The 18,048-nt window shown below is 71.8% G+C and carries 19 protein-coding genes; 14 read left to right on the top strand and 5 right to left on the bottom strand.

All coding sequences use genetic code 11. The features are described 5' to 3' along the window. The first annotated feature begins 322 nt into the window (after nucleotides 1-322). The 5 genes from OG452_RS05700 (at nucleotide 323) to OG452_RS05680 (ending at nucleotide 5,081) form a co-directional block, all read left to right on the top strand. Nucleotides 323-868: a flavin reductase family protein gene (locus OG452_RS05700; RefSeq protein WP_327294521.1), complete on the top strand. Its 546-nt coding sequence runs from the start codon at nucleotides 323-325 to the stop codon at nucleotides 866-868. Between the two features lie 104 nt (nucleotides 869-972). Further along, nucleotides 973-1,983: an ABC transporter substrate-binding protein gene (locus OG452_RS05695; protein WP_327299519.1), complete on the top strand. Its 1,011-nt coding sequence runs from the start codon at nucleotides 973-975 to the stop codon at nucleotides 1,981-1,983. Beyond that, on the top strand, nucleotides 1,980-2,927 hold the full coding sequence (locus OG452_RS05690; protein ID WP_327294520.1) for an ABC transporter permease: 948 nt from the start codon (nucleotides 1,980-1,982) through the stop codon (nucleotides 2,925-2,927). The genes OG452_RS05695 and OG452_RS05690 overlap by 4 nt, the downstream gene beginning before the upstream one ends. Beyond that, nucleotides 2,903-3,652, top strand: a complete 750-nt coding sequence (locus OG452_RS05685; RefSeq protein ID WP_327294519.1) for an ABC transporter ATP-binding protein — start codon at nucleotides 2,903-2,905, stop codon at nucleotides 3,650-3,652. Before OG452_RS05690 ends, OG452_RS05685 begins: the two co-directional genes overlap by 25 nt. A 61-nt stretch (nucleotides 3,653-3,713) precedes the next feature. Beyond that, nucleotides 3,714-5,081, top strand: coding sequence for an LLM class flavin-dependent oxidoreductase (locus tag OG452_RS05680; protein WP_327294518.1), 1,368 nt, complete (start codon nucleotides 3,714-3,716; stop codon nucleotides 5,079-5,081). 41 nt (nucleotides 5,082-5,122) lie between these two features. On the opposite strand, the gene OG452_RS05675 is transcribed toward OG452_RS05680, so the two are convergent. The 3 genes from OG452_RS05675 to OG452_RS05665 all read right to left on the bottom strand — a co-directional run bounded on the left by OG452_RS05675 (nucleotide 5,123) and on the right by OG452_RS05665 (nucleotide 7,848). Then, a complete protein-coding gene (locus tag OG452_RS05675; protein WP_327294517.1) occupies nucleotides 5,123-6,136 on the bottom strand; it encodes an NAD(P)/FAD-dependent oxidoreductase in 1,014 nt (337 codons plus the stop codon). Further along, nucleotides 6,133-6,690, bottom strand: a complete 558-nt coding sequence (locus tag OG452_RS05670; protein WP_327294516.1) for an isoprenylcysteine carboxyl methyltransferase family protein — start codon at nucleotides 6,688-6,690, stop codon at nucleotides 6,133-6,135. The genes OG452_RS05675 and OG452_RS05670 overlap by 4 nt, the downstream gene beginning before the upstream one ends. A 90-nt stretch (nucleotides 6,691-6,780) precedes the next feature. Next, on the bottom strand, nucleotides 6,781-7,848 hold the full coding sequence (locus tag OG452_RS05665) for a type III polyketide synthase (protein WP_327294515.1): 1,068 nt from the start codon (nucleotides 7,846-7,848) through the stop codon (nucleotides 6,781-6,783). 167 nt (nucleotides 7,849-8,015) lie between these two features. Between OG452_RS05665 and OG452_RS05660 the strand changes: the two genes are divergently transcribed. Next, complete coding sequence (locus OG452_RS05660; protein WP_327294514.1) at nucleotides 8,016-8,885, top strand: UbiA family prenyltransferase; 870 nt, start codon at nucleotides 8,016-8,018, stop codon at nucleotides 8,883-8,885. Nucleotides 8,886-8,945: 60 nt separating this feature from the next. On the opposite strand, the gene OG452_RS05655 is transcribed toward OG452_RS05660, so the two are convergent. Further along, nucleotides 8,946-10,094 carry a D-alanyl-D-alanine carboxypeptidase family protein gene (locus OG452_RS05655; RefSeq protein ID WP_327294513.1) on the bottom strand — a complete coding sequence of 383 codons (1,149 nt, stop codon included), beginning with the start codon at nucleotides 10,092-10,094 and terminating at the stop codon, nucleotides 8,946-8,948. Nucleotides 10,095-10,462: 368 nt separating this feature from the next. Here OG452_RS05655 and OG452_RS05650 point away from each other — a divergent pair, with 368 nt between their 5' ends. Further along, complete coding sequence (locus tag OG452_RS05650; RefSeq protein WP_327294512.1) at nucleotides 10,463-10,948, top strand: hypothetical protein; 486 nt, start codon at nucleotides 10,463-10,465, stop codon at nucleotides 10,946-10,948. 59 nt (nucleotides 10,949-11,007) lie between these two features. Here OG452_RS05650 and OG452_RS05645 read toward each other — a convergent pair whose 3' ends face one another. Then, nucleotides 11,008-11,346 (bottom strand): hypothetical protein, encoded by a 339-nt coding sequence (locus tag OG452_RS05645; protein ID WP_327294511.1) that lies wholly within the window; start codon nucleotides 11,344-11,346, stop codon nucleotides 11,008-11,010. A gap of 568 nt (nucleotides 11,347-11,914) precedes the next feature. On the opposite strand from OG452_RS05645, the gene OG452_RS05640 reads away from it, so the two are divergent. The 7 genes from OG452_RS05640 to OG452_RS05610 all read left to right on the top strand — a co-directional run bounded on the left by OG452_RS05640 (nucleotide 11,915) and on the right by OG452_RS05610 (nucleotide 17,876). Then, the gene (locus OG452_RS05640) at nucleotides 11,915-12,868 is read left to right on the top strand and encodes an urea transporter (protein WP_327294510.1); all 954 of its coding nucleotides are present in this window, start codon (nucleotides 11,915-11,917) and stop codon (nucleotides 12,866-12,868) included. A gap of 4 nt (nucleotides 12,869-12,872) precedes the next feature. Then, nucleotides 12,873-13,178: an urease subunit gamma gene (locus tag OG452_RS05635; RefSeq protein WP_266851657.1), complete on the top strand. Its 306-nt coding sequence runs from the start codon at nucleotides 12,873-12,875 to the stop codon at nucleotides 13,176-13,178. 32 nt (nucleotides 13,179-13,210) lie between these two features. Further along, complete coding sequence (locus OG452_RS05630; protein ID WP_327294509.1) at nucleotides 13,211-13,660, top strand: urease subunit beta; 450 nt, start codon at nucleotides 13,211-13,213, stop codon at nucleotides 13,658-13,660. Continuing rightward, nucleotides 13,660-15,384, top strand: a complete 1,725-nt coding sequence (gene ureC / locus OG452_RS05625; protein WP_327294508.1) for an urease subunit alpha — start codon at nucleotides 13,660-13,662, stop codon at nucleotides 15,382-15,384. Before OG452_RS05630 ends, ureC begins: the two co-directional genes overlap by 1 nt. A 78-nt stretch (nucleotides 15,385-15,462) precedes the next feature. After that, a complete protein-coding gene (locus OG452_RS05620) occupies nucleotides 15,463-16,149 on the top strand; it encodes an urease accessory protein UreF (RefSeq protein WP_327299518.1) in 687 nt (228 codons plus the stop codon). A gap of 111 nt (nucleotides 16,150-16,260) precedes the next feature. Beyond that, nucleotides 16,261-16,938 carry an urease accessory protein UreG gene (gene ureG, locus OG452_RS05615; RefSeq protein ID WP_327299517.1) on the top strand — a complete coding sequence of 226 codons (678 nt, stop codon included), beginning with the start codon at nucleotides 16,261-16,263 and terminating at the stop codon, nucleotides 16,936-16,938. Further along, on the top strand, nucleotides 16,935-17,876 hold the full coding sequence (locus tag OG452_RS05610) for an urease accessory protein UreD (RefSeq protein ID WP_405564085.1): 942 nt from the start codon (nucleotides 16,935-16,937) through the stop codon (nucleotides 17,874-17,876). The genes ureG and OG452_RS05610 overlap by 4 nt, the downstream gene beginning before the upstream one ends. Nucleotides 17,877-18,048: the final 172 nt, after the last annotated feature.

Below are 18,048 nucleotides of genomic sequence, written 5' to 3'. Positions count from 1 at the left end.
TTCAGAAGGTTGCATTGTTGACCCGGCGGGAAACAAGACGCGAGGATGGATTCATGACCGGACCGCAGCGGATTCCCCAGTACGCGCCCCTCGGGGTGTGCGACTGCCGCGCGGTCGCGTCGGCCGGCGTCTTCGCCCGCCTTTTCTGTTGTCGCTCCGCTCGGGTCTCCCGATAGCTGCTGAGCATCTCGTCCGCTCCGTTGAGGAGCGTACGCAATCCCCGATTGCGGGTTTCTCGCTTTCCTTCCTCATTCTTCTTTCCTGCTCCAGGTATGCCGTGCTGATCCGTCATGCCTGAGGGCCGATTCCTCCTGGGGAGATCATGACCGTCACCGCCACTCCGTCCCCCGTACCGTCCACGTACCCCAATCCCGGAATTACTCCCGGAGTTACTCCGGGAATCGCTCCCGAGCGGTTCCGGCAGGTGTTCCGCCGTTATCCCGCCGGGGTGGTCGCCGTGACCGCCGACTCCGGCCGGGGGCCGGTCGGGTTCACCGCGACCTCACTCACCTCGCTCTCCCTCGACCCGCCGCTGGTGTCCTTCGGTATCGCGGTGACCGCCTCGAGCTGGCCGCACATCGAGCGCGCCACGACCGCCGTCGTCAACTTCCTCAGCTCCGAACAGGAGTCGCTGGCCAGGACGTTCGCGAAGAGCGGCATCGACAGGTTCGCCGCGCCGACCGAGTGGCGGAGGCTGCCGGGCGGCGAGCCGGTGCTCGGCGGGGTGGCGGGCTGGCTGCGGCTCGGCGTCGAGCAGATCGTGCCGGCCGGGGACCACCGGATCGTGGTGGCGCGGGTCGAGGACTCCTGGCTCGACGAGAGCCGGGGCCCGCTGGTGTTCCACGACGGCAACTACCTGCCTCTCTGATTCTGTTGTCCATTCCGCCGTCCGCAACCGCCCACTGATCAGGAATCACCGTGCCAGCTTTTCCGCCCTCGTCTCCCCCCGGCCGCAGATCCTTTCTCGCCCTCATGGGCGGCACGGCGCTCGGCCTCGCCGGCTGCGCCCCACAGGCCACGACGGCCGCCAGCGGGAAACCGCTCGGAAAACTCCCGTCCGGCGCCCCGCCACCAGGAACGAAACTCTCCGTCGCCGTACGGACCACACAACTCCAGCTCGTCCCGTCCGGACTGAAAAAGGACCTGCGGTTCACCGTCTCCGACTGGCCCAATCTGACTGCGGGCCCCGACATCATCCAGGGATTCCGCGCCCACTCCATCGACCTCGCGGTCAATGCGGGAATTCCCCCGGTCCAGGCCGCCGCGATCGGGGTCGGCGCGCGGATCGTGGCGGTCCAGGAGCGCAACCACCCGTCGTACGTCTTCGCCACAGCGCCCGGCTCACCGATCACGGAAACCGGAGACTTCCGGGGCAAGAAGATCGGCTTCTCGCAGGGCCAGGCCCAGGGTGTGGTCGTCCTGCGGGCGTTGAAGAAGGCCGGTCTGCGCAACAGCGACGTCACCCTCGTGGCCCTGCCCAGCACCCAGTTCCTGACCGCACTCCAGTCCAGGCAGGTGGACGTGGCCCCGCTCGCGGAGCCCACGCTCACCAAGTACCTCAGGCAGTACGGCAAGGACGGCGCCCGGGGCGTGCACACCGATGTGGTCGACCTGCTCACCGTTCTCTGGGCGCCGGACGAGGTGCTGGACGACCCGGCCAGGGCCACCGCTGTCCGCGACTTCATCCCGCTCTGGGCCCGTGGCCAGGTCTGGGCCTGGGAGCACCCCGACCGGTGGATCGACCGGTACTACGTCAAGGACCAGGGCGTCACGGTGGCGGACGGCAGGCGCATCGTCGCGTCCCTGGCCAGGCCGGTCTTCACCACGAGCTGGAACCGGGCGATCGCCTGGGAGCAGGAGACCGCGGACCTGCTGGCCTCGGGCGGCTTCGTACCCCGGCAGGACGTCACCAAGCTGTTCGACCGCCGTTTCGAGCGACTGGCCGCCGAAGCCGTACCCGCCGCCTACCGGGAGGGATCATGACCGAAGTACTGCCGAACGCCCGCTTCCGGGAACCGGCGCAGGCCGAGTCCGAGCACGCCGAGCCCGAGCACGGCGAGTCCGTGCCCTCCGAGTCCGAGCACCCCGAGTCCGAGCACCCCGAGTCCCCGCACGCGGAGTTGGCGCAACGACCTGCCGGCCGCGCCGCCCGCAAACGGCTGGGGCCCGGGCGGGCCGTGCCCTTCGGCCGGCTGATCGGCCCGGCGCTGGTGGTCCTCCTCTGGTGGGCCTCGTCCGCTCTCGGCTATCTCGACCCGAGGATCCTCTCGGGGCCCGGGACCGTGCTCTCCACCGCGGGCGATCTGGCCGCCGACGGCCGGCTCCAGGCGAACGTCCTGATCTCGCTCCAGCGCGCCGGGCTCGGTCTCCTCTTCGGGGCGGCGGCCGGGACGGCCCTCGCGGTGGCGGCCGGGCTGAGCCGTACCGGGGAGTACCTGCTCGACGGCCCCCTCCAGATCAAGCGGGCCATTCCCTCGCTGGCGATGCTGCCGCTGCTGATCCTCTGGCTGGGCATCGGTGAGGAGATGAAGGTCACCGTCATCGCCCTCGGCGTGGCGGTGACCGTGTACGTCAACACGTACGCCGCGCTGACCGGCATCGACAGCCGGTATGTCGAGCTGGCTCAATCGCTCGGGCTCAGCCGCATCCAGTTCATCCGCACGGTGGTCGGCCCCGGCTCGCTGCCCGGCTTCTTCGTCGGGCTGCGGCTCGGCGTGACCGCCTCCTGGCTCGGCCTGATCGTGGTCGAGCAGATCAACGCCACCAGCGGAATCGGCTACATGATGTTCCAGGCCCAGCAGTACGCGCAGTCCGACGTCATCATCGTCGGCCTGGTGGTCTACGGGATCTTCGGCTTCGTATCGGACGCCCTGGTCCAGACGACGGGAAGGAGGGCCCTGTCGTGGCGACGCACCCTGGCGGGCTGACCGGTACGCGGCCGGCGGCCGTACGGATGACGAAGCTGGTGCGCCGCTTCGGCGACCGGACCATCCTGCACGAGCTCGATCTGACGCTGGCCCGGGGCGAGTTCACCGCTCTGCTCGGCCGCAGCGGCTCGGGCAAGTCCACCCTGCTGCGGGCAGTGGCCGGCCTCGACCACGGGGTCGACGGCTCGGGCGGACTCAGCGTCCCCGAGCGGGTGTCGCTCTCGTTCCAGGACTCCCGGCTGCTGCCCTGGCTGCGCCTCCTGGACAACGTGGTGCTCGGGATGCGCGGTCCCGGGGCCCGGGACCGCGGGCTGACCGCGCTCGACGAGGTCGGCCTGGCGGGCCGTGAACGGTCCTGGCCGCACGAACTGTCCGGCGGTGAGCAGCAGCGGGCCGCACTCGCCCGCGCCCTGGTCCGCGATCCCGGCCTGCTGCTGGCCGACGAGCCGTTCGGCGCCCTGGACGCACTCACCCGGCTCAGGATGCACGGGCTGCTGCGCGAGCTGTACGAACGCCACCGGCCCGCCGTGCTGCTCGTGACCCACGATGTCGACGAGGCGGTCGAACTCGCCGACCGGGTGCTGGTCCTGGAGGGCGGCCGGATCTCCCTCGATCTGAGGATCGGCCTCGCCGCACCCAGGACCCGGCGCGATCCCCGGTTCCAGGAGCACCGGGACACCCTGCTCGCCGCCCTCGGCGTGACAGAGCCCCAGCTCCAGGCATAGCCGCAGCTCGTACGCGCCCCCGGCCTACCCCCCGCATACCCCTTGAGGAGACGACACCGTCATGCCACGTACCCCCGGCGCCACCCCCGGCCGCGCCCCGCTGCACCTCAACGCGTTCCTGATGTCCACCGGCCATCACGAGGCGTCCTGGCGGCTCGCCGAGAGCCCGGCGCGCGCCAACTCCGACATCGAGCACTACAAGAACCTCGCCAGGATCGCCGAACGCGGCAGACTCGACTCGGTGTTCCTCGCCGACAGCCCCGTCCTGATGGGCGACCCGGGCAGGCGGCCTTCGGCCAAGCTGGAGCCCACCGTCCTGCTCACCGCGCTGGCTGGCGCCACCGAGCACATCGGGCTCATCGCCACCGCTTCCACCAGCTACAACGAGCCGTACAACCTGGCCCGCAGGTTCGCCTCGCTCGACCATGTCTCCGGCGGCCGGGCCGGCTGGAACATCGTCACCACCGCGGGCGCCGACGCGGCCCGCAACTTCGGCCTCGACGACACCCCGCTCCACCGCGACCGGTACCGCCGCGCCGCCGAGTTCGTCGAGGTGTCCACCAAGCTGTGGGACAGCTGGGCCGACGACGCCGTGGTCGCCGACAAGGAGCGCGGGGTGCACGCGCTGGCGGACCGGGTACGCCGGATCGACCACAGCGGCCCGTACTTCCGCGTCGACGGGCCGCTGAACGTCCAGCGCCCGCCGCAGGGTTATCCGCTGCTGGTGCAGGCGGGCTCCAGCGAGGACGGCAAGGACTTCGCCGCCCGCTACGCGGAGGCGGTGTTCACCGCCCAGCAGACACTGGAGGAGGGCATCGCCTTCTACCAGGACGTCAAGCGGCGCGCGCAGGCCGCGGGCCGTGACCCCGCCGGCATCAGGATCCTGCCGGGGATCGTCCCCGTCATCGGCGGCACCGAGGCCGAAGCCCGTGAACTGGACGCCGAACTCGACCGGTTGATCGTGCCCGAGTACGCGAAGCGACAGCTGGCCGAGCGGCTGAGGATCGCCCCGGACGACCTGGCGCTCGACGAGGAGCTGCCCGATGACATTCCCACCGAGGACGAGATCGAGGGGGCGAAGAGCCGGTACACCCTCGTCGTGGAGCTTGCCCGGCGCGAGCGGCTGACCGTGCGCCAGCTCATCGGACGGTTGGGGGGCGGCCGAGGTCACCGTACCTTCGCGGGTACGGCGGAGCAGGTGGCCGACACCCTCGAGCACTGGTACGAGAGCGGAGCGGCCGACGGGTTCAACATCATGCCCGCGGTGCTGCCCTCCGGGCTCGAGACCTTCGTGGACCGGGTCGTGCCGATCCTCCAGGAGCGCGGGCTCTTCCGCACCGAGTACACGGGGCGCACGCTGCGTGAGCACTACGGCCTGCCGCGCCCCGCCAACCAGCTGTTCGACACCGCAGCCCTGAGCGGCCGGTAGACACCGGTCTCCTTACGCGGGCAGTCGCGGTGCCGGCACGGCTACTGGAGCGCGTGGACGGCCGCCGTGAAGACGGCGGGCAGCCGGGCGGCCGCGGGCACGACGAGGCCCGCGGTCCGCGGGCTGCCGCTGAAGGACAACAGGGCGCAGGTCAGCAGCCGGTGACGGCGCGTCAGGCGCTGCCAGGCGCCCTCGTAGCCGTCGGGCCGGCCGGCGGCCAGGCAGCGCACCGCTGCCCCGGCGGTCGCCAGGGCCAGCGCGATGCCCTCGCCGGTGAGGGCATCGACGTACCCCGCGGCGTCACCGACGAGCAGGACCCGCCCGGCGACCCGGCGCCGTACCCGCTGGCGGAGCGGGCCCGCCCCGCGCACGGGGCTCGCGTACGGCCCGCGCAGTGCCGCCCGGAGCGCCGGGAACCCGGCCAGGTGCTCGTCGTAGCCGCGACGGCTGCGGCTGAGCACCGCCACCCCGACCAACTCCTCGCCGACGGGGGTCACATACGCCTCCCCGTGCGCGGACCAGTGCACCTCCACGTAGTCGGTCCACGGGGCGCACCGGTAGTGGCGGCGCAGCCCGTACCGGCCGGGGGAGCGGCCGGGCAGATCGAGCCCGAGACCGCGCCGCAGCGGTGAGTGCAGGCCGTCGGCGGCCACCAGCCAGCGCGCGGTGAGCCCGGCCGCCGTCACGCTGTCGGCGCTCTGGCGCACTTCGCCGACCTTGCTCGTGACCATCCGTACGCCCAGCTCGCGGGCGCGCTCGTGCAGCGCGGAGTGCAGCACCGTGCGGCGGATCCCGAGCCCGGTCCCGTCCCGGAACGCCGCCTCGGCGCTGCGTCGGCCGTCGAGATAACGGATGCCGCGCAGGCCCCACCCCTCCGCTGCCACCCCCAGCGCACGCAGCGCGGCGACACCGCCGGGCATGACTCCCTCGCCGCAGGCCTTGTCCACCGGCGAGGTCCTGGGCTCCACGACGACCGCCTCCATACCGGCCTGCGCGGCATGGATGGCGGTGGCGAGCCCGGCGGGACCGCCGCCCGCCACCAGTACGTCGATCACGCGGTGACGTTCCCCGCAGGACCGGACCGCGCTGCCCGCTGCGAGAACGCAGCGCCGGCCAGCGCAGCGTTCTCACAGCGGATACGGACCGTCAGCAGCACGGCATTGAGCAGGGTGAACGCCAGCGCGGTGAGCCATGCGGTGTGCACCAGCGGCAGCGCCACCCCCTCGGCGACCACGGCCACATAGTTCGGATGCCGCAGCCATCGGTACGGGCCGCCCTGCACGAGCGGCAGGCCGGGGACGACGATCACCCGGGTGTTCCAGCGCGGACCCAGGGTCCCGATGCACCACCAGCGCAGCCCCTGGGCGGCCACCAGTACGGCAGCCATGGCCCAGCCGAGCGCGGGCAGGAACGGCCGGCCGCCCAGCCAGACCTCGGCCACGCACGCCGCGAGGAGGCCGGTGTGCAGGGCGACCATCGCCGGATAGTGGCCCTGCCCGGCGACGGTCGCACCGCGCGCCATGCTCCAGCGCTCGTTGCGCCGGGCGACGACGAGTTCGGCGATGCGCTCGGCGGCGACAGCGGCCACCAGCAGCACGTACCACATCATGGGGTCCTCCGAATCACTGCGTCCTCCGTATCACGGCGTCCTCCGGCTCAGTCCTGCTCGATCCTGCTGATGAGGGGGCGGAGCGCCGGCCTACCAGCGCAGCAGAACCAGTTCGCAGCCGAACCCCGGGCCCATCGCCATCAGCAGCCCCGGCGTGCCCGGCGCCGGGGGATCCCCGGCCAGGGTGTCGCGCAGCACGTGCACCACCGACGACGAGGACAGATTCCCCACGTCGGCTAGGTGGCGCCAGGTGACGCCGAGTGCGTCGTCGGGCAGTCCGAGCGCCTCCGTCACGGCCTCCAGCACCTTGGGCCCGCCCGGGTGGCAGACCCAGGCGGCCACATCCTTCGGCTTGAGCCCGTGGTCGGCGAGGAAATCCGTGACGTCCGCCGCGAGATGACGGCGGACCAGGTCGGGCACGGACGGGTCGAGCACGACCTGGAAGCCGGAGCTCTTGATGTTCCAGCCCATGACGTGACCGGTGTCGGGGTAGAGCTTGCTGCGGGTGTCCACGACGGCCGGCCCCGGCAGATCACGCTCCGCGGCCGCGTGGTCCGGGCCGCAGGCGACGATGGCCCCCGCGCCGTCCCCGAAGAGGGCGGTGGCAATCAGATTGGCCATCGAGCTGTCGTCGCGCTGGAAGGTGAGGGAGCACAGCTCGACGGAGAGCAGCACCGCGACCTGGTCCGGATGGCCGAGCAGATAGTCGTGCATCCTGGCCAGCCCCGCCGCGCCCCCGGCGCAGCCGAGCCCGAAGAGCGGCAGGCGTTTGACGTCGGAGCGCATCCCGAGCCGTCCGGCCAGCCGGGCGTCGACCGAGGGGGCGGCGATTCCGGTGACCGAAGTGAAGATCAGCAGGTCGACGTCCTCGGGGCGCAGCCCCGCCGCGTGCAGCGCTCCCCGCACCGCTGTGGCGCCGAGCTCCGTCGCGCCGGTGATGAACGCGTCGTTGGCGGCCCCGAACCCGGCCAGCTTCTCGTACGCGTCGAGCGGCAGCGTCATGTGGCGGGAGTCGACCCGGGAGCTGCGGTGCAGCCGGTCGAGGACCCGCCGGTCGGCGCCTTCGGGCAGACAGACGCGGGCCACCATGTCGGTGATCTCGTGCTGGGCGTGGCGGTGCGGTGCCAGGACACCGTGGACGGCTGCGATCCGGGTCAATGTGTTCTCCCACCTCGGGGATGACGTGCCCTGCATTGCAGCATCCCTGCCCCGGGCACGGCCCCCGACACCCTGGCCGGTGCCCCGGCGCCGGCTGCCGATTCGCCCGTACGTGTGGAGAGCGCGCGGAACCGCGATGTGCGGGGGCCCGCGCCTACGATCACGGGGTGGGAACTTCCGAACAGCCCCTGGCAGATGGACCCGCTGTCCGGCGGGGCGGTGTCGTGGCCGCCCTCGCCGGGTCGTGTCACCCCGGCCCGGTCGTGGCGGTCACCGCGCTGCTGGCGGCGCTCGCCGCGTCCGCTGGGCTGAGCCCCGCGCGGTGTGTGCTGACCACCGCCGCCGTGCTCGCCGGGCAGCTGTCCGTCGGCTGGTGCAACGACGCGGTCGACGCCCGCCGGGACACCGCCGCGGGCCGCAGCGGCAAGCCGGTCGCCAACGGCGCGGTGGGCGTACGCACTGTGTGGACCGCCGCCTTCACCGCGCTCGCGCTCTGTGTGCCGCTGTCGTTCGGCTGCGGGCCATGGGCGGGCGCCGTCCATCTGACCGGGGTCGCCTGGGCCTGGGCGTACGACCTCGGGCTCAAGGCGACCGTCTGGTCGTGGCTGCCGTACGCGGTGGGGTTCGCCGCACTGCCCGCCTTCGTCGCACTCGGGCTGCCGGGACAGCCGTGGCCCGTCTGGTGGATCGTCACCGCGGGCGCGCTGCTGGGGATCGGCGCCCACCTGGGCGACGTGCTGCCCGACATCCGCAGCGACCTGGCACTCGGGGTGCGCGGCTGGCCGCACCGGTTCGGCCCCGACGGGGCGCGGCTGCTGCTCCCGGTCCCGCTGGTCGCGGCTTCCGCCGTTCTGGTCCTGGGGCCCGCCGGGCCGCCCTCCGGCCGGTCCCTGGCTGCGCTCACCGCGGCGACCGCGGCCGCCGTCGCGGGGACGCTGCTCGGCCGGCGCAGGGAGCGGGCCGCGTTCGCCTCGGCGGTCGTCGTCGCAGCGATCGATGTGGCGCTGCTGCTGTTCAACGGCACCAACATCGTCTGAACACGCCATCCCTGACGGCCTGAGCGCCCGAGCGCATAACCGCCTGACGCCGTGACCGCCTCAGCGGCGCATCCGCCGCCGCAGCAGCCAGAGCGACGCGGAGAGCGAGACCAGCAGAGCCCCGACCGCCGCGAAGCCTCCCAGCACCGATGCCTTCCTGGTCGTGGAGTGGTGGGTCTCCAGGAACGCCGCGCCCGCCGGCGCCTGCGCCAGGCCGGCGGCCGACGCCACGCCGGTCCTCGCGACGGGGGGCCGGAGCGAGCCGACCGGCCGCACCTTGCCGGACGCGGCGAAGCCCCAGTCGAGAAGCGAGCGGGCATCCTCGTAGACGGTGCCGTTCTGAGGGTTCATCACGGTGACGATCAGCGTGTGGCCGCCCCGGTGCGCCGCGGCGATCAGGGTGTTGCCCGCCTCGGTGGTGTATCCGTTCTTGACCCCGATGAGACCCGGGTAGGGGCTGACGTCCGGTGTCCCCGCCAGCAGGCGGTTGGTGTTCTGGATCTCGAAGGGAGCGTCGGTCCGGCCGGACTTCTCCAGGCCGCCGGGGAACTCCGCGACACTCGTGGAGCAGTACCGGGCGAACGCCGGGTCGGCCAGGCCGGTGCGGCCGAAGACCGCGAGATCGAAGGCCGACGAGTACTGGCCGGGTGTGTCGTAGCCGTCGGGGGACATGACATGTGTGTCCTGGGCCCCCAGCTGGACAGCCCGCTTGCGCATCTCGTCCCTGGTCTTCTGCCAGCCGCCGTTCATGGACGCCAGCACATGCACGGCGTCGCCGCCCGAGCGGAGGAAGACCCCGCGCCACAGGTCGTCCACCCGGTAGGCGCGGCCCTCGACCACGCCGACGCGGCTGCTCCCCGCACCGAGACCGTCCAGATCCGCTCTGGTCACGGTGTGCAGCCGGTGCGCGGGCAGACGGGGTAACACCGTGAGGGCGAAGAGCGTCTTGAGGGTGCTGGCCGGGGGCAGATGGCGGTGGGCGTCCTTCGACGCCAGCACATCACCGGTGGTCGCATCGGCGACCACCCAGGACAGGGCCGAGACCTCACCCGGCAGCGCCGGGGCCTGCGTCCCGCTCCCCGTCGTGCTGCCGGGCGGACGGTAGCCGGGCAGCGGGGCCAGCGCGGCACAGGGAGCGATCGCGGTGACGCCGGCGGCCAGCACCACAGCTCCGGTGCAGAGGCTTCGTACTGCTGGTCTGATGATCATTCAGTCACGTTAAAAACACTGCGCGTTACCCGCATCTCAGGCGTACGCCGAGGAGTCCGAACGGCCGAAACCCGCTGTTCCCGGGGTCGGCCCGGCCCCGGGGAAAGCCGGTCCGCGCAGCTGGCCTGTCCGGCGCAACCTGGCGCCCCGTTCGGGTGGCAGGGCTCGCCAGATGACGGTGGAGCCGCCTACCGTGGCCCTGCAGTGGTGTGCGTTTCCCGCTGAGCGCGTGGTCGCTGCACAGGCAGGTCAGTGCGCGTGTTTCTCTGCCGTGCGCCCCTGCCGACCGTAGCCGGTTGCCGCAGCGCCCCGCACCGGCCTGCCGCCGCGGTCCTGTACCCGCATCGTGTGCCCGGAGGTGTCCCCCAATGCGCTTGACGAGTATCGGGTCTGCCGCCCTGCTGAGCGCCGCCGTGCTGTCCCTGGCCGCCCCGGCCGCGACGGCGGGCGACGACGGCGGGGCCCCGTCGTTCGGGTCCACCGTGTCACCTGACCCGGTCGCTCCGGGGGGCACGGTCACCGTCGGCGCCACAGGCTGCCGGGCACCCGGCGTCACTGTCTCGTCCGGCGTCTTCGGCCCGGTCACCCTCCACCACGGCCACCCCGCGACCGTGGTCGTCGACCCGGGTGCGAAGACCGGGAAGCGGTACGACGTGACGTTCGCCTGCGCGGGGCAGCTGAGCAGCACCCCGCTGCTGGTCTCCGGCACCCCGGACAAGCGCATCAGAGCGGTCCTCAGCGGTTCGCTCACCGACCTGGACACCACGGAGCTGGTGGCGGGCGGTGTGCTGATCGCGGCAGCTCTCGGTGGCGTCCTCCACCTGCGCCGACGTACCGCCCACGGCGCGTCCTGACCCGGAAACGCCGTACCGGGTGCCGCCCCGGCGGCCTGTGCAGCCGCCGGGGCCCGGCCTCAGTGCCCCCGGCACTCCGCCCTGATCAGCTGCGCCGCGTAGCGCGCGTCGAGGGCCGGGCTGGCGAAGCTGTCCGGATGCGCGCACATACGGGCGCGGCCGGCCGGCGTGGTGCCCTTCCAGCTGAGCCGTACGGTCTGCTCGGTGAACGCGCGCCGGTCGTACGGAGGCGGATTCGTGTCGCCCTCCGTACGGGGCGCGGTCCGGGGCGCGGTATGGGGCGCTGACGGGGGCGCGGAAGCGGGGTGCAGAACGTTGCTCGGGGTGATCGCGCCTGCGGTGAGGGTGGCGCACAGAGCTGCCGTGGCGAGCGCGGTACGCATCAGTGCGGAGTGCATGGCGGTGCTCCTTCGGCTCATCGAAGGCGGGACCGGGGCGAGCCGCCCCAGGGGCGGCCGCGGTGGTACTCACACGGCCTGTACGGCGACGGTGACACAGGAGACTGTCGCGCGGATGGGGATGCCGCTCTGCCGGGGCGGTGGAGACGCGTGCGGTGGAGGAGACGCAGCGGGCAGAGCCTGCCGAAGCCGTTCCAGGATGGCCGCGGCACGGCGGCCCCGCAACCTGGTGCTTCCCCGGGACCAAAACGCCTGGTCGGCGGCGCGCCCAGGAGTCCAGGCCTGGTTCGGTCAAATGACAGGTATGAAGCATTCAAAAGACGTTCAACCTCTTACCAAGACTTGCTGCCGGGCCGACAGGGGGCAGGTCGCGGTGGGTCGGTGGTGCGCCGCATCCCAACAGCGGTTATGTCGTACCGTACCGCCCCGGACACGCTCGGTGTCCGATCTTGGCGACACTGTTCCGCTTGCGCCGGGCGTACGGTTTTCAACAGAAAGTTGATCTAGTGCCAGGCCCCCCTGATCTGGGGGTTTCTGGGCAAATTGCCATGTCCTCAAGGGAGTAGACATGTCTGCGGCGGAACAAGTGGTGCAGGCGAAGAGCCGGGCGCCGTTCCGGATCGGGCAGGTGCAGCTGCGGGGCATCGCACAGGTCACCCTCAGCGCGAACCCGTGGACCGGACTGCTGTCCACCGTCGGGCTGTTCGCCGAGGGATGGCGTACCGGCGTGTACGGACTGCTCGGCGCGGCGGTGTCCGCCGGGACCGCCGCACTGCTGGGCGCCGACCGCGGGAATCTCGTCAAGGGGCTTGAGGGCTACTGCGGTTGTCTGACTGGTATAGCCCTCCTCGTCACATTCGGCTCGTCGGGACGTACCGTCCTGCTCGCGGTACTCGGTGCGGCGATCTGCCCGGTACTGAGCGCGGCGGCCGGCCGCATCTTCGGGCGCTTCGGGCTGCCCGTGCTGACCGCCCCGTACTGCCTGGTCGCCGGAGCGCTGATGATCGCGCTGCCGACGGCCCCGGCCGCGGCCGCGGCCACCGCGAGGGTCGGCGGGTTCACCACGCTGACCGCTGCCGAGGCCGGCCGGGCCTTCTGCGACAACATCGGGCAGATCTTCTTCCTCGACAAGTGGTACGCGGGCCTGATCCTGCTCGTCGGCCTCCTCGTCACCTCGCGCGCCGCCGCCGTAGCCGCGGCCGGCGCCAGCGCCCTCGCGCTGCTGACCGCCTGCGTCGCCGGACTGCCGGCGGATCGGATCACCGAGGGCCTCTACGGCTACAACGGGGTGCTCTGTGCCATAGCGCTGGCAGCCACCTTCCTGACACTCACTCCGTGGACCGCCGGATATGCCGCGCTCGCCGTCGTGGCCTCGGTCCCCTTCACCGCCGCCTGGGAGGCATTCACCCGGCCGTCCGGCGGATCCCCCTTCACCTGGCCGTTCGTTGTGACGACCTGGCTCTTCCTCGCGGCGGGTCCAGCGCTGGGCCGGCCCGGCATCTCGTTCGAGAAAGCAGAGTGACGCCATGAATCTCGCACCACGCGAAATCGACAAACTCCACGTCTATGTGGTGGCCGACCTGGCCCGCCGCCGCAGGGCCAGGGGAACCAAGCTCAACTACAGCGAGGCCGCCGCGCTGATCACCGAGGCCGTCCTGGAAGCGGCACGCGACGGCCACACCGTCGCGGAGTGCATGGAACTGGGCCGCAAGGTCGTCGCTCAGGACGACGTGATGCCCGGAGTGCGCGAGATGCTCACGGTCCTTCAGGTCGAGACGGCGTTCGTCGACGGGACGAAGCTGGTCACCTGCCACGACCCGATCAGCGCCTGAAGCCTGAAGCCTGAACCACCGAGGAGACAGAGATGTCGGGCGGAGCCCACTACCTCTACGGAGATGACCCCGTGGAGATCAACGCCAACCGGGCCACGGTCAGGCTCACGGTCGCCAACACCGGCGACCGTGCCATCCAGATCGGGTCGCACTACCACTTCTTCGAGATCAACCGCGCCCTGCGCTTCGACCGTGAAGCCGCGTTCGGAATGCGCCTGGACATCCCCTCCGGCACCGCCGTGCGCTTCGAGCCCGGTGACAGCCGGGAGGTCGGCCTGTGCGCCTTCGGCGGCGCCGGGCGGCTCGTCGGATTCGCCGGACTCGTCAACGGGGGCCTGTCGGCACCCGACACCAAGCGCAACGCGCTGCGCCGCGCGTCGGAGCTGGGATTCACACACGCCGGCACCGCCGCCGGTACGGACAGCACAGGGAACACGCCCGGCGCCGACAGCACCGCGGGCACCGAGGGGACTCAGCACTGATGGCGATCATTCCGCGCAAGCAGTACACGGACCTGTTCGGCCCCACCGTGGGCGACCGGTTCCACCTCGCCGACACCAACCTGGTCGTCGAGGTCGAGTACGACCACAACGCCGGTTCCTACGGGGAGGAGGCCGTCTACGGAGGCGGCAAGGCCATCCGTGACGGTATGGCCCAGGACCCGTCAGCGCTCAACCGCGAGGGCGCCCTCGACCTGGTCATCACCAACGTCGTGGTCATGGACCCGGTGCTCGGCGTGGTCAAGGGCGACATCGGTGTCCGCCACGGTCTGATCGTCGGGGTCGGCAAGGCCGGCAACCCGCAGCTCCAGAACGGCGTGGACCCCAAGCTCGTCATCGGTCCCGGCACCGAGGTGATCTCAGGCGAGCACCTGATCGCCACCGCGGGCGGCGTCGACACGCACATCCACTTCATCTCCCCGCAGCAGGCCCAGGAGGGCCTGTCCAACGGCATCACCACGTTCTTCGGCGGCGGCACCGGGCCGACCGACGGCACCAACGGCACGACCTGCACCCCCGGCCCGTGGAACATCCACCGGATGCTGGAGGCCGTGGAGGACCTGCCGGTCAACGTGGGGCTGCTCGGCAAGGGCAACGGCAGCCGGCCCGAGGCCCTGCGCGAGCAGATCGAGGCGGGCGCGGCCGGTCTGAAGGTGCATGAGGACTGGGGCGCGACCCCGGCCGCCATCGACACCGCCCTGCGGGTCGCCGACGAGCACGACGTGCAGATGGCCATCCACACCGACACCCTCAACGAGGGCGGTTTCTTCGAGGACACCCTGTCCGCGATCAATGGCCGGACCATCCACACCTTCCACACCGAGGGAGCCGGCGGCGGCCACGCCCCGGACATCATCCGGGTCTCGGGCGAGGCCAACGTCCTGCCCGCCTCCACCAACCCGACGCTGCCGTACACGGTCAACGCGGTGGACGAGCTGCTGGACATGGTGATGGTCTGCCACCACCTGTCCCGCGACATCCCCGAGGACGTCTCGTTCGCCGACAGCCGGGTGCGCGCCGAGACGATCGCGGCCGAGACCGTACTGCACGACCTCGGCGTGATCAGCATCTTCTCCTCGGACTCCCAGGCCATGGGCCGCGTCGGCGAGTCGTTCGTCCGGGCGTTCCAGACCGCGCACCACTGCAAGGAGCTGCGCGGCCCGCTGGCGGAGGACAGCTCCCGCAACGACAACGCACGCGTGCTGCGGTACCTGGCCAAGCTGACCATCAACCCCGCCATCGCGGTTGGCGCGGCCGATGTGATCGGCTCCCTGGAGCCCGGCAAACTCGCCGACATCGTGCTCTGGCCGATGCACTCCTTCGGCGCCAAGCCGAAGCTGATCATCAAGGGCGGCATGGTCAACTGGGCCCTGATGGGCGACCCCAACGCGTCGCTGCCGACCCCTCAGCCGGTCTACTACCGGCCGATGTTCGGCTCGTACGGCCGTGCCAAGCAGCAGACCTCGGTCACCTTCATGTCGCAGGCGTCCATCGCGGCGGGCGTCCCCGCCGAGCTGGGCCTGCAGCGGCGGACCGAGCCCGTGCAGCGCTGCCGGACCATCGGGAAGCAGCACATGGTGCGCAACGACGCGCTGCCGCGTATCGAGGTGGACCCGGAGACGTACAAGGTCACCGTCGACGGCGAACCCGCGACGATCGAGCCCGCCGAGCGGCTCCCGCTCAACCACCTCTTCTACATCGTCTGACCGCCCCGGCGGTCTTCGACAGCCGGATCACCGCGGACCACCCCCTCGCACGAACGGAGCCCCGGCGTGAACGACCCGATGCCCACAGCGGCGCTGCTGACCGGGCTCCAGCTCACCGACTCGGCCTTCCCCAGCGGCTACTACACCCTCTCTCACGGTCTGGAGGGCTTCCAGCAGGCCCGCGCGGTGACCCCGCGCACCCTGCCCGACCTCCTGCACGACCTGCTGCGCCACAGTGCGGGACCGTCCGACGCCACCGCGCTCGCGCTCGCGCACCGCGCGGTGACCGCCGGCGACTGGGCGGAGGTGACGGCCGTCGAGCAGCGGCTGCACGCCACCAAACTGGGCCGTGAGGCCCGGCAGGCCAGCGTCCGCACCGGGCGGCAGCTCCTCGACCTGGCGGCGGAGGTGTACGGAACCCCGGAGATCGAGCAGTACCGCACCCTCTACCGGGACGGCGCCGTGCGCGGCTGCCAGCCGGTGGTCGCCGCCGCGGTCCACGCGGGCAACGCGGTGTCCGTACGGCAGGCGGTCACCTGCGAACTGTTCGCCTTCGCGGCCAGTTTCGTGGGGGCCGCCCTCCGGCTCCGGCTGACCGACCACCGTCAGGCGCAGGTCGTACTGCACCGGGCGGCGCCGGTGATCGAGGAGACCGCAGAAGCCGCCCTGGAGCGGGAGCTGTCCGACATCGGCGGCTTCGTCCCGGTGGCGGACATCATGGCCGGCCGCCACGAGCGGGCGGAGGCCCGGCTGTTCGCCAGCTAGGCGGAGCGCGGCCCAGGCGCCGGCCCGGCCGTACAGCCGTACGGCCAGGGCGCGCCGCGTGCCACCCCCGCGAAGACATCACACCAGAGAAGGAACACCATGCACGACCCCATGCAGGCCCGGCACCACCACAGCCACGACGAACTCCTGCGGCGCCCCAAGGACGGCGTCCTGCGCGTAGGGATCGCAGGCCCGGTCGGCTCGGGGAAGACGGCTCTGATCGAGGCGCTCGTCCCCATCCTGTTCGCGCGCGGCCGCACCCCGGCCGTCATCACCAACGACATCTTCACCTCCGAGGACGCCAACCACGTCCGGCGCACGCTCGACGGGATCCTCGACGCGGACCGGATCGTCGGTGTCGAGACGGGGGCCTGCCCGCACACCGCGGTCCGCGACGACCCGACGATGAACCAGGCGGCGGCCGACGAACTCCTGGAGCGCCACCCCGACGTGGACACGCTGCTCTTCGAGAGCGGCGGCGACAACCTGACACTCACCTTCAGCCCCGCGCTGGTCGACCTCTTCCTGTTCGTACTGGACACCGCCGAGGGCGACAAGATGCCGCGCAAGCGGGGCCCCGGCATCACAGAGTGCGAACTGCTCGTCATCAACAAGGTCGACATCGCCCAGTACGTGCGGTGCGACCTGGCGGTCATGGAGTCGGACGCGCACACCGTCCGGGAGGGGCGGCCCGTGGTGCTGACCAACTCCCTCACCGGGGAGGGCCTCGACACCATCGCCGACTTCCTCCTGGCACACGAGGCCGCCCAGGCGGCGGCCCCCGCGTGACCACGGCGCCCGCGCGGCTGGACCCCGCGCACTACGAACCCCGGCGGACCCCGGCCCGGCTGCTCGGCCTGGCCGGCCCGCCGGACACACTGGCCGCCGGGCGCCCCGGCAAGGTCGGCCTGCTCGAACTGCGCTACGCCCGCGTCGGCGACCGCACCGAACTCGTCGACCGCTACCAGAAGTCGCCGCTGCAGATCATGCGGCCGCTCTACATCGACCCGCACCGGCCCGACCTGCCGGTGACCTTCCTGATGTCGACGGGCGGCGGCATCCTCCAGGCCGACCGCAACCGCATCGACATCGACTGCGGTCCCGGCACCTCCGTGCACCTGACGACACAGGCCGCCACCAAGGTGCACCGCATGGAGTTCGACCACGCGACCCAGATGGTCAACCTGACGGCGGGGGAGGGCAGTTACGTCGAGTACCTGCCCGACCCGCTCATCCCGTACCGGGACGCGCGCTTCTACCAGCACACCCTGGTGACGGCCGACCCGTCGGCGACCGTACTGCTGGGCGAGACGATCTCGGCCGGGCGGCTGGCCCGGGACGAACGGCACGCCTACCGCATGCTCTTCAGCGATCTGGAGGTCCAGCGCCCCGACGGCACGCTGCTTGCGGCCGACACCGTACGGCTGGAACCGCACGGCCCCGGCGGGGTGACCGGACCCGCGGTGTTCGCAGGTCACGACCTGATGGCCTCGCTGTACGTGCTGACGCCGCTGGCCCCCGCGGCGCTGGTCGCCGACACCCTCCATGAGGCGCTGGCAGCCGCCGGCCTGGTCTTCGGCGTGAGCGTGCTGCCCGACGACACGGGTGCGTGGGCGCGCGTCGTGGGCAGCGACTCTCCGGCCGTCACCCGTGCGCTGCGCGCGGCGTGGGACGCCGTACGCCGCGTACTCATCGGGGTACCGGCCCCGGATCTGCGCAAGACCTGACGGCGCGACCGCTGAGCCGCTCAACTGCCCCTGCGGGACTCGCAGTAATGCAGGGGCAGTTGGGCGTCTGCGTGCCGGGCGGACGCCGCCGCTCTCACCGAGTAGGCGCCACTGAGTGGGCGGCGATCTCCCTGCGGCAGTGGCGACCTCGGTACGCTGACCCGACGTCGAC

The sequence above is a fragment of the Streptomyces sp. NBC_01197 genome (genome assembly GCF_036010505.1).
GTDB lineage: Bacteria > Actinomycetota > Actinomycetes > Streptomycetales > Streptomycetaceae > Streptomyces.
Note: the sequence above shows the minus strand (reverse complement) of the source record. Positions and strands in the feature narration are given on the sequence as shown.

Bases quoted from the DNA above. Each gene is read 5' to 3' on its own strand.
- OG452_RS05645 (WP_327294511.1), bottom strand. From the start codon at position 11,346: ATGCACTCCGCACTGATGCGTACCGCGCTCGCCACGGCAGCTCTGTGC.
- OG452_RS05640 (WP_327294510.1), top strand. From the start codon at position 11,915: ATGTCTGCGGCGGAACAAGTGGTGCAGGCGAAGAGCCGGGCGCCGTTC.
- OG452_RS05630 (WP_327294509.1), top strand. From the start codon at position 13,211: ATGTCGGGCGGAGCCCACTACCTCTACGGAGATGACCCCGTGGAGATC.
- OG452_RS05690 (WP_327294520.1), top strand. From the start codon at position 1,980: ATGACCGAAGTACTGCCGAACGCCCGCTTCCGGGAACCGGCGCAGGCC.
- OG452_RS05620 (WP_327299518.1), top strand. From the start codon at position 15,463: ATGCCCACAGCGGCGCTGCTGACCGGGCTCCAGCTCACCGACTCGGCC.
- OG452_RS05650 (WP_327294512.1), top strand. From the start codon at position 10,463: ATGCGCTTGACGAGTATCGGGTCTGCCGCCCTGCTGAGCGCCGCCGTG.
- ureC (WP_327294508.1), top strand. From the start codon at position 13,660: ATGGCGATCATTCCGCGCAAGCAGTACACGGACCTGTTCGGCCCCACC.
- OG452_RS05680 (WP_327294518.1), top strand. From the start codon at position 3,714: ATGCCACGTACCCCCGGCGCCACCCCCGGCCGCGCCCCGCTGCACCTC.
- OG452_RS05700 (WP_327294521.1), top strand. From the start codon at position 323: ATGACCGTCACCGCCACTCCGTCCCCCGTACCGTCCACGTACCCCAAT.
- OG452_RS05635 (WP_266851657.1), top strand. From the start codon at position 12,873: ATGAATCTCGCACCACGCGAAATCGACAAACTCCACGTCTATGTGGTG.
- ureG (WP_327299517.1), top strand. From the start codon at position 16,261: ATGCAGGCCCGGCACCACCACAGCCACGACGAACTCCTGCGGCGCCCC.
- OG452_RS05655 (WP_327294513.1), bottom strand. From the start codon at position 10,094: ATGATCATCAGACCAGCAGTACGAAGCCTCTGCACCGGAGCTGTGGTG.
- OG452_RS05695 (WP_327299519.1), top strand. From the start codon at position 973: ATGGGCGGCACGGCGCTCGGCCTCGCCGGCTGCGCCCCACAGGCCACG.
- OG452_RS05670 (WP_327294516.1), bottom strand. From the start codon at position 6,690: ATGATGTGGTACGTGCTGCTGGTGGCCGCTGTCGCCGCCGAGCGCATC.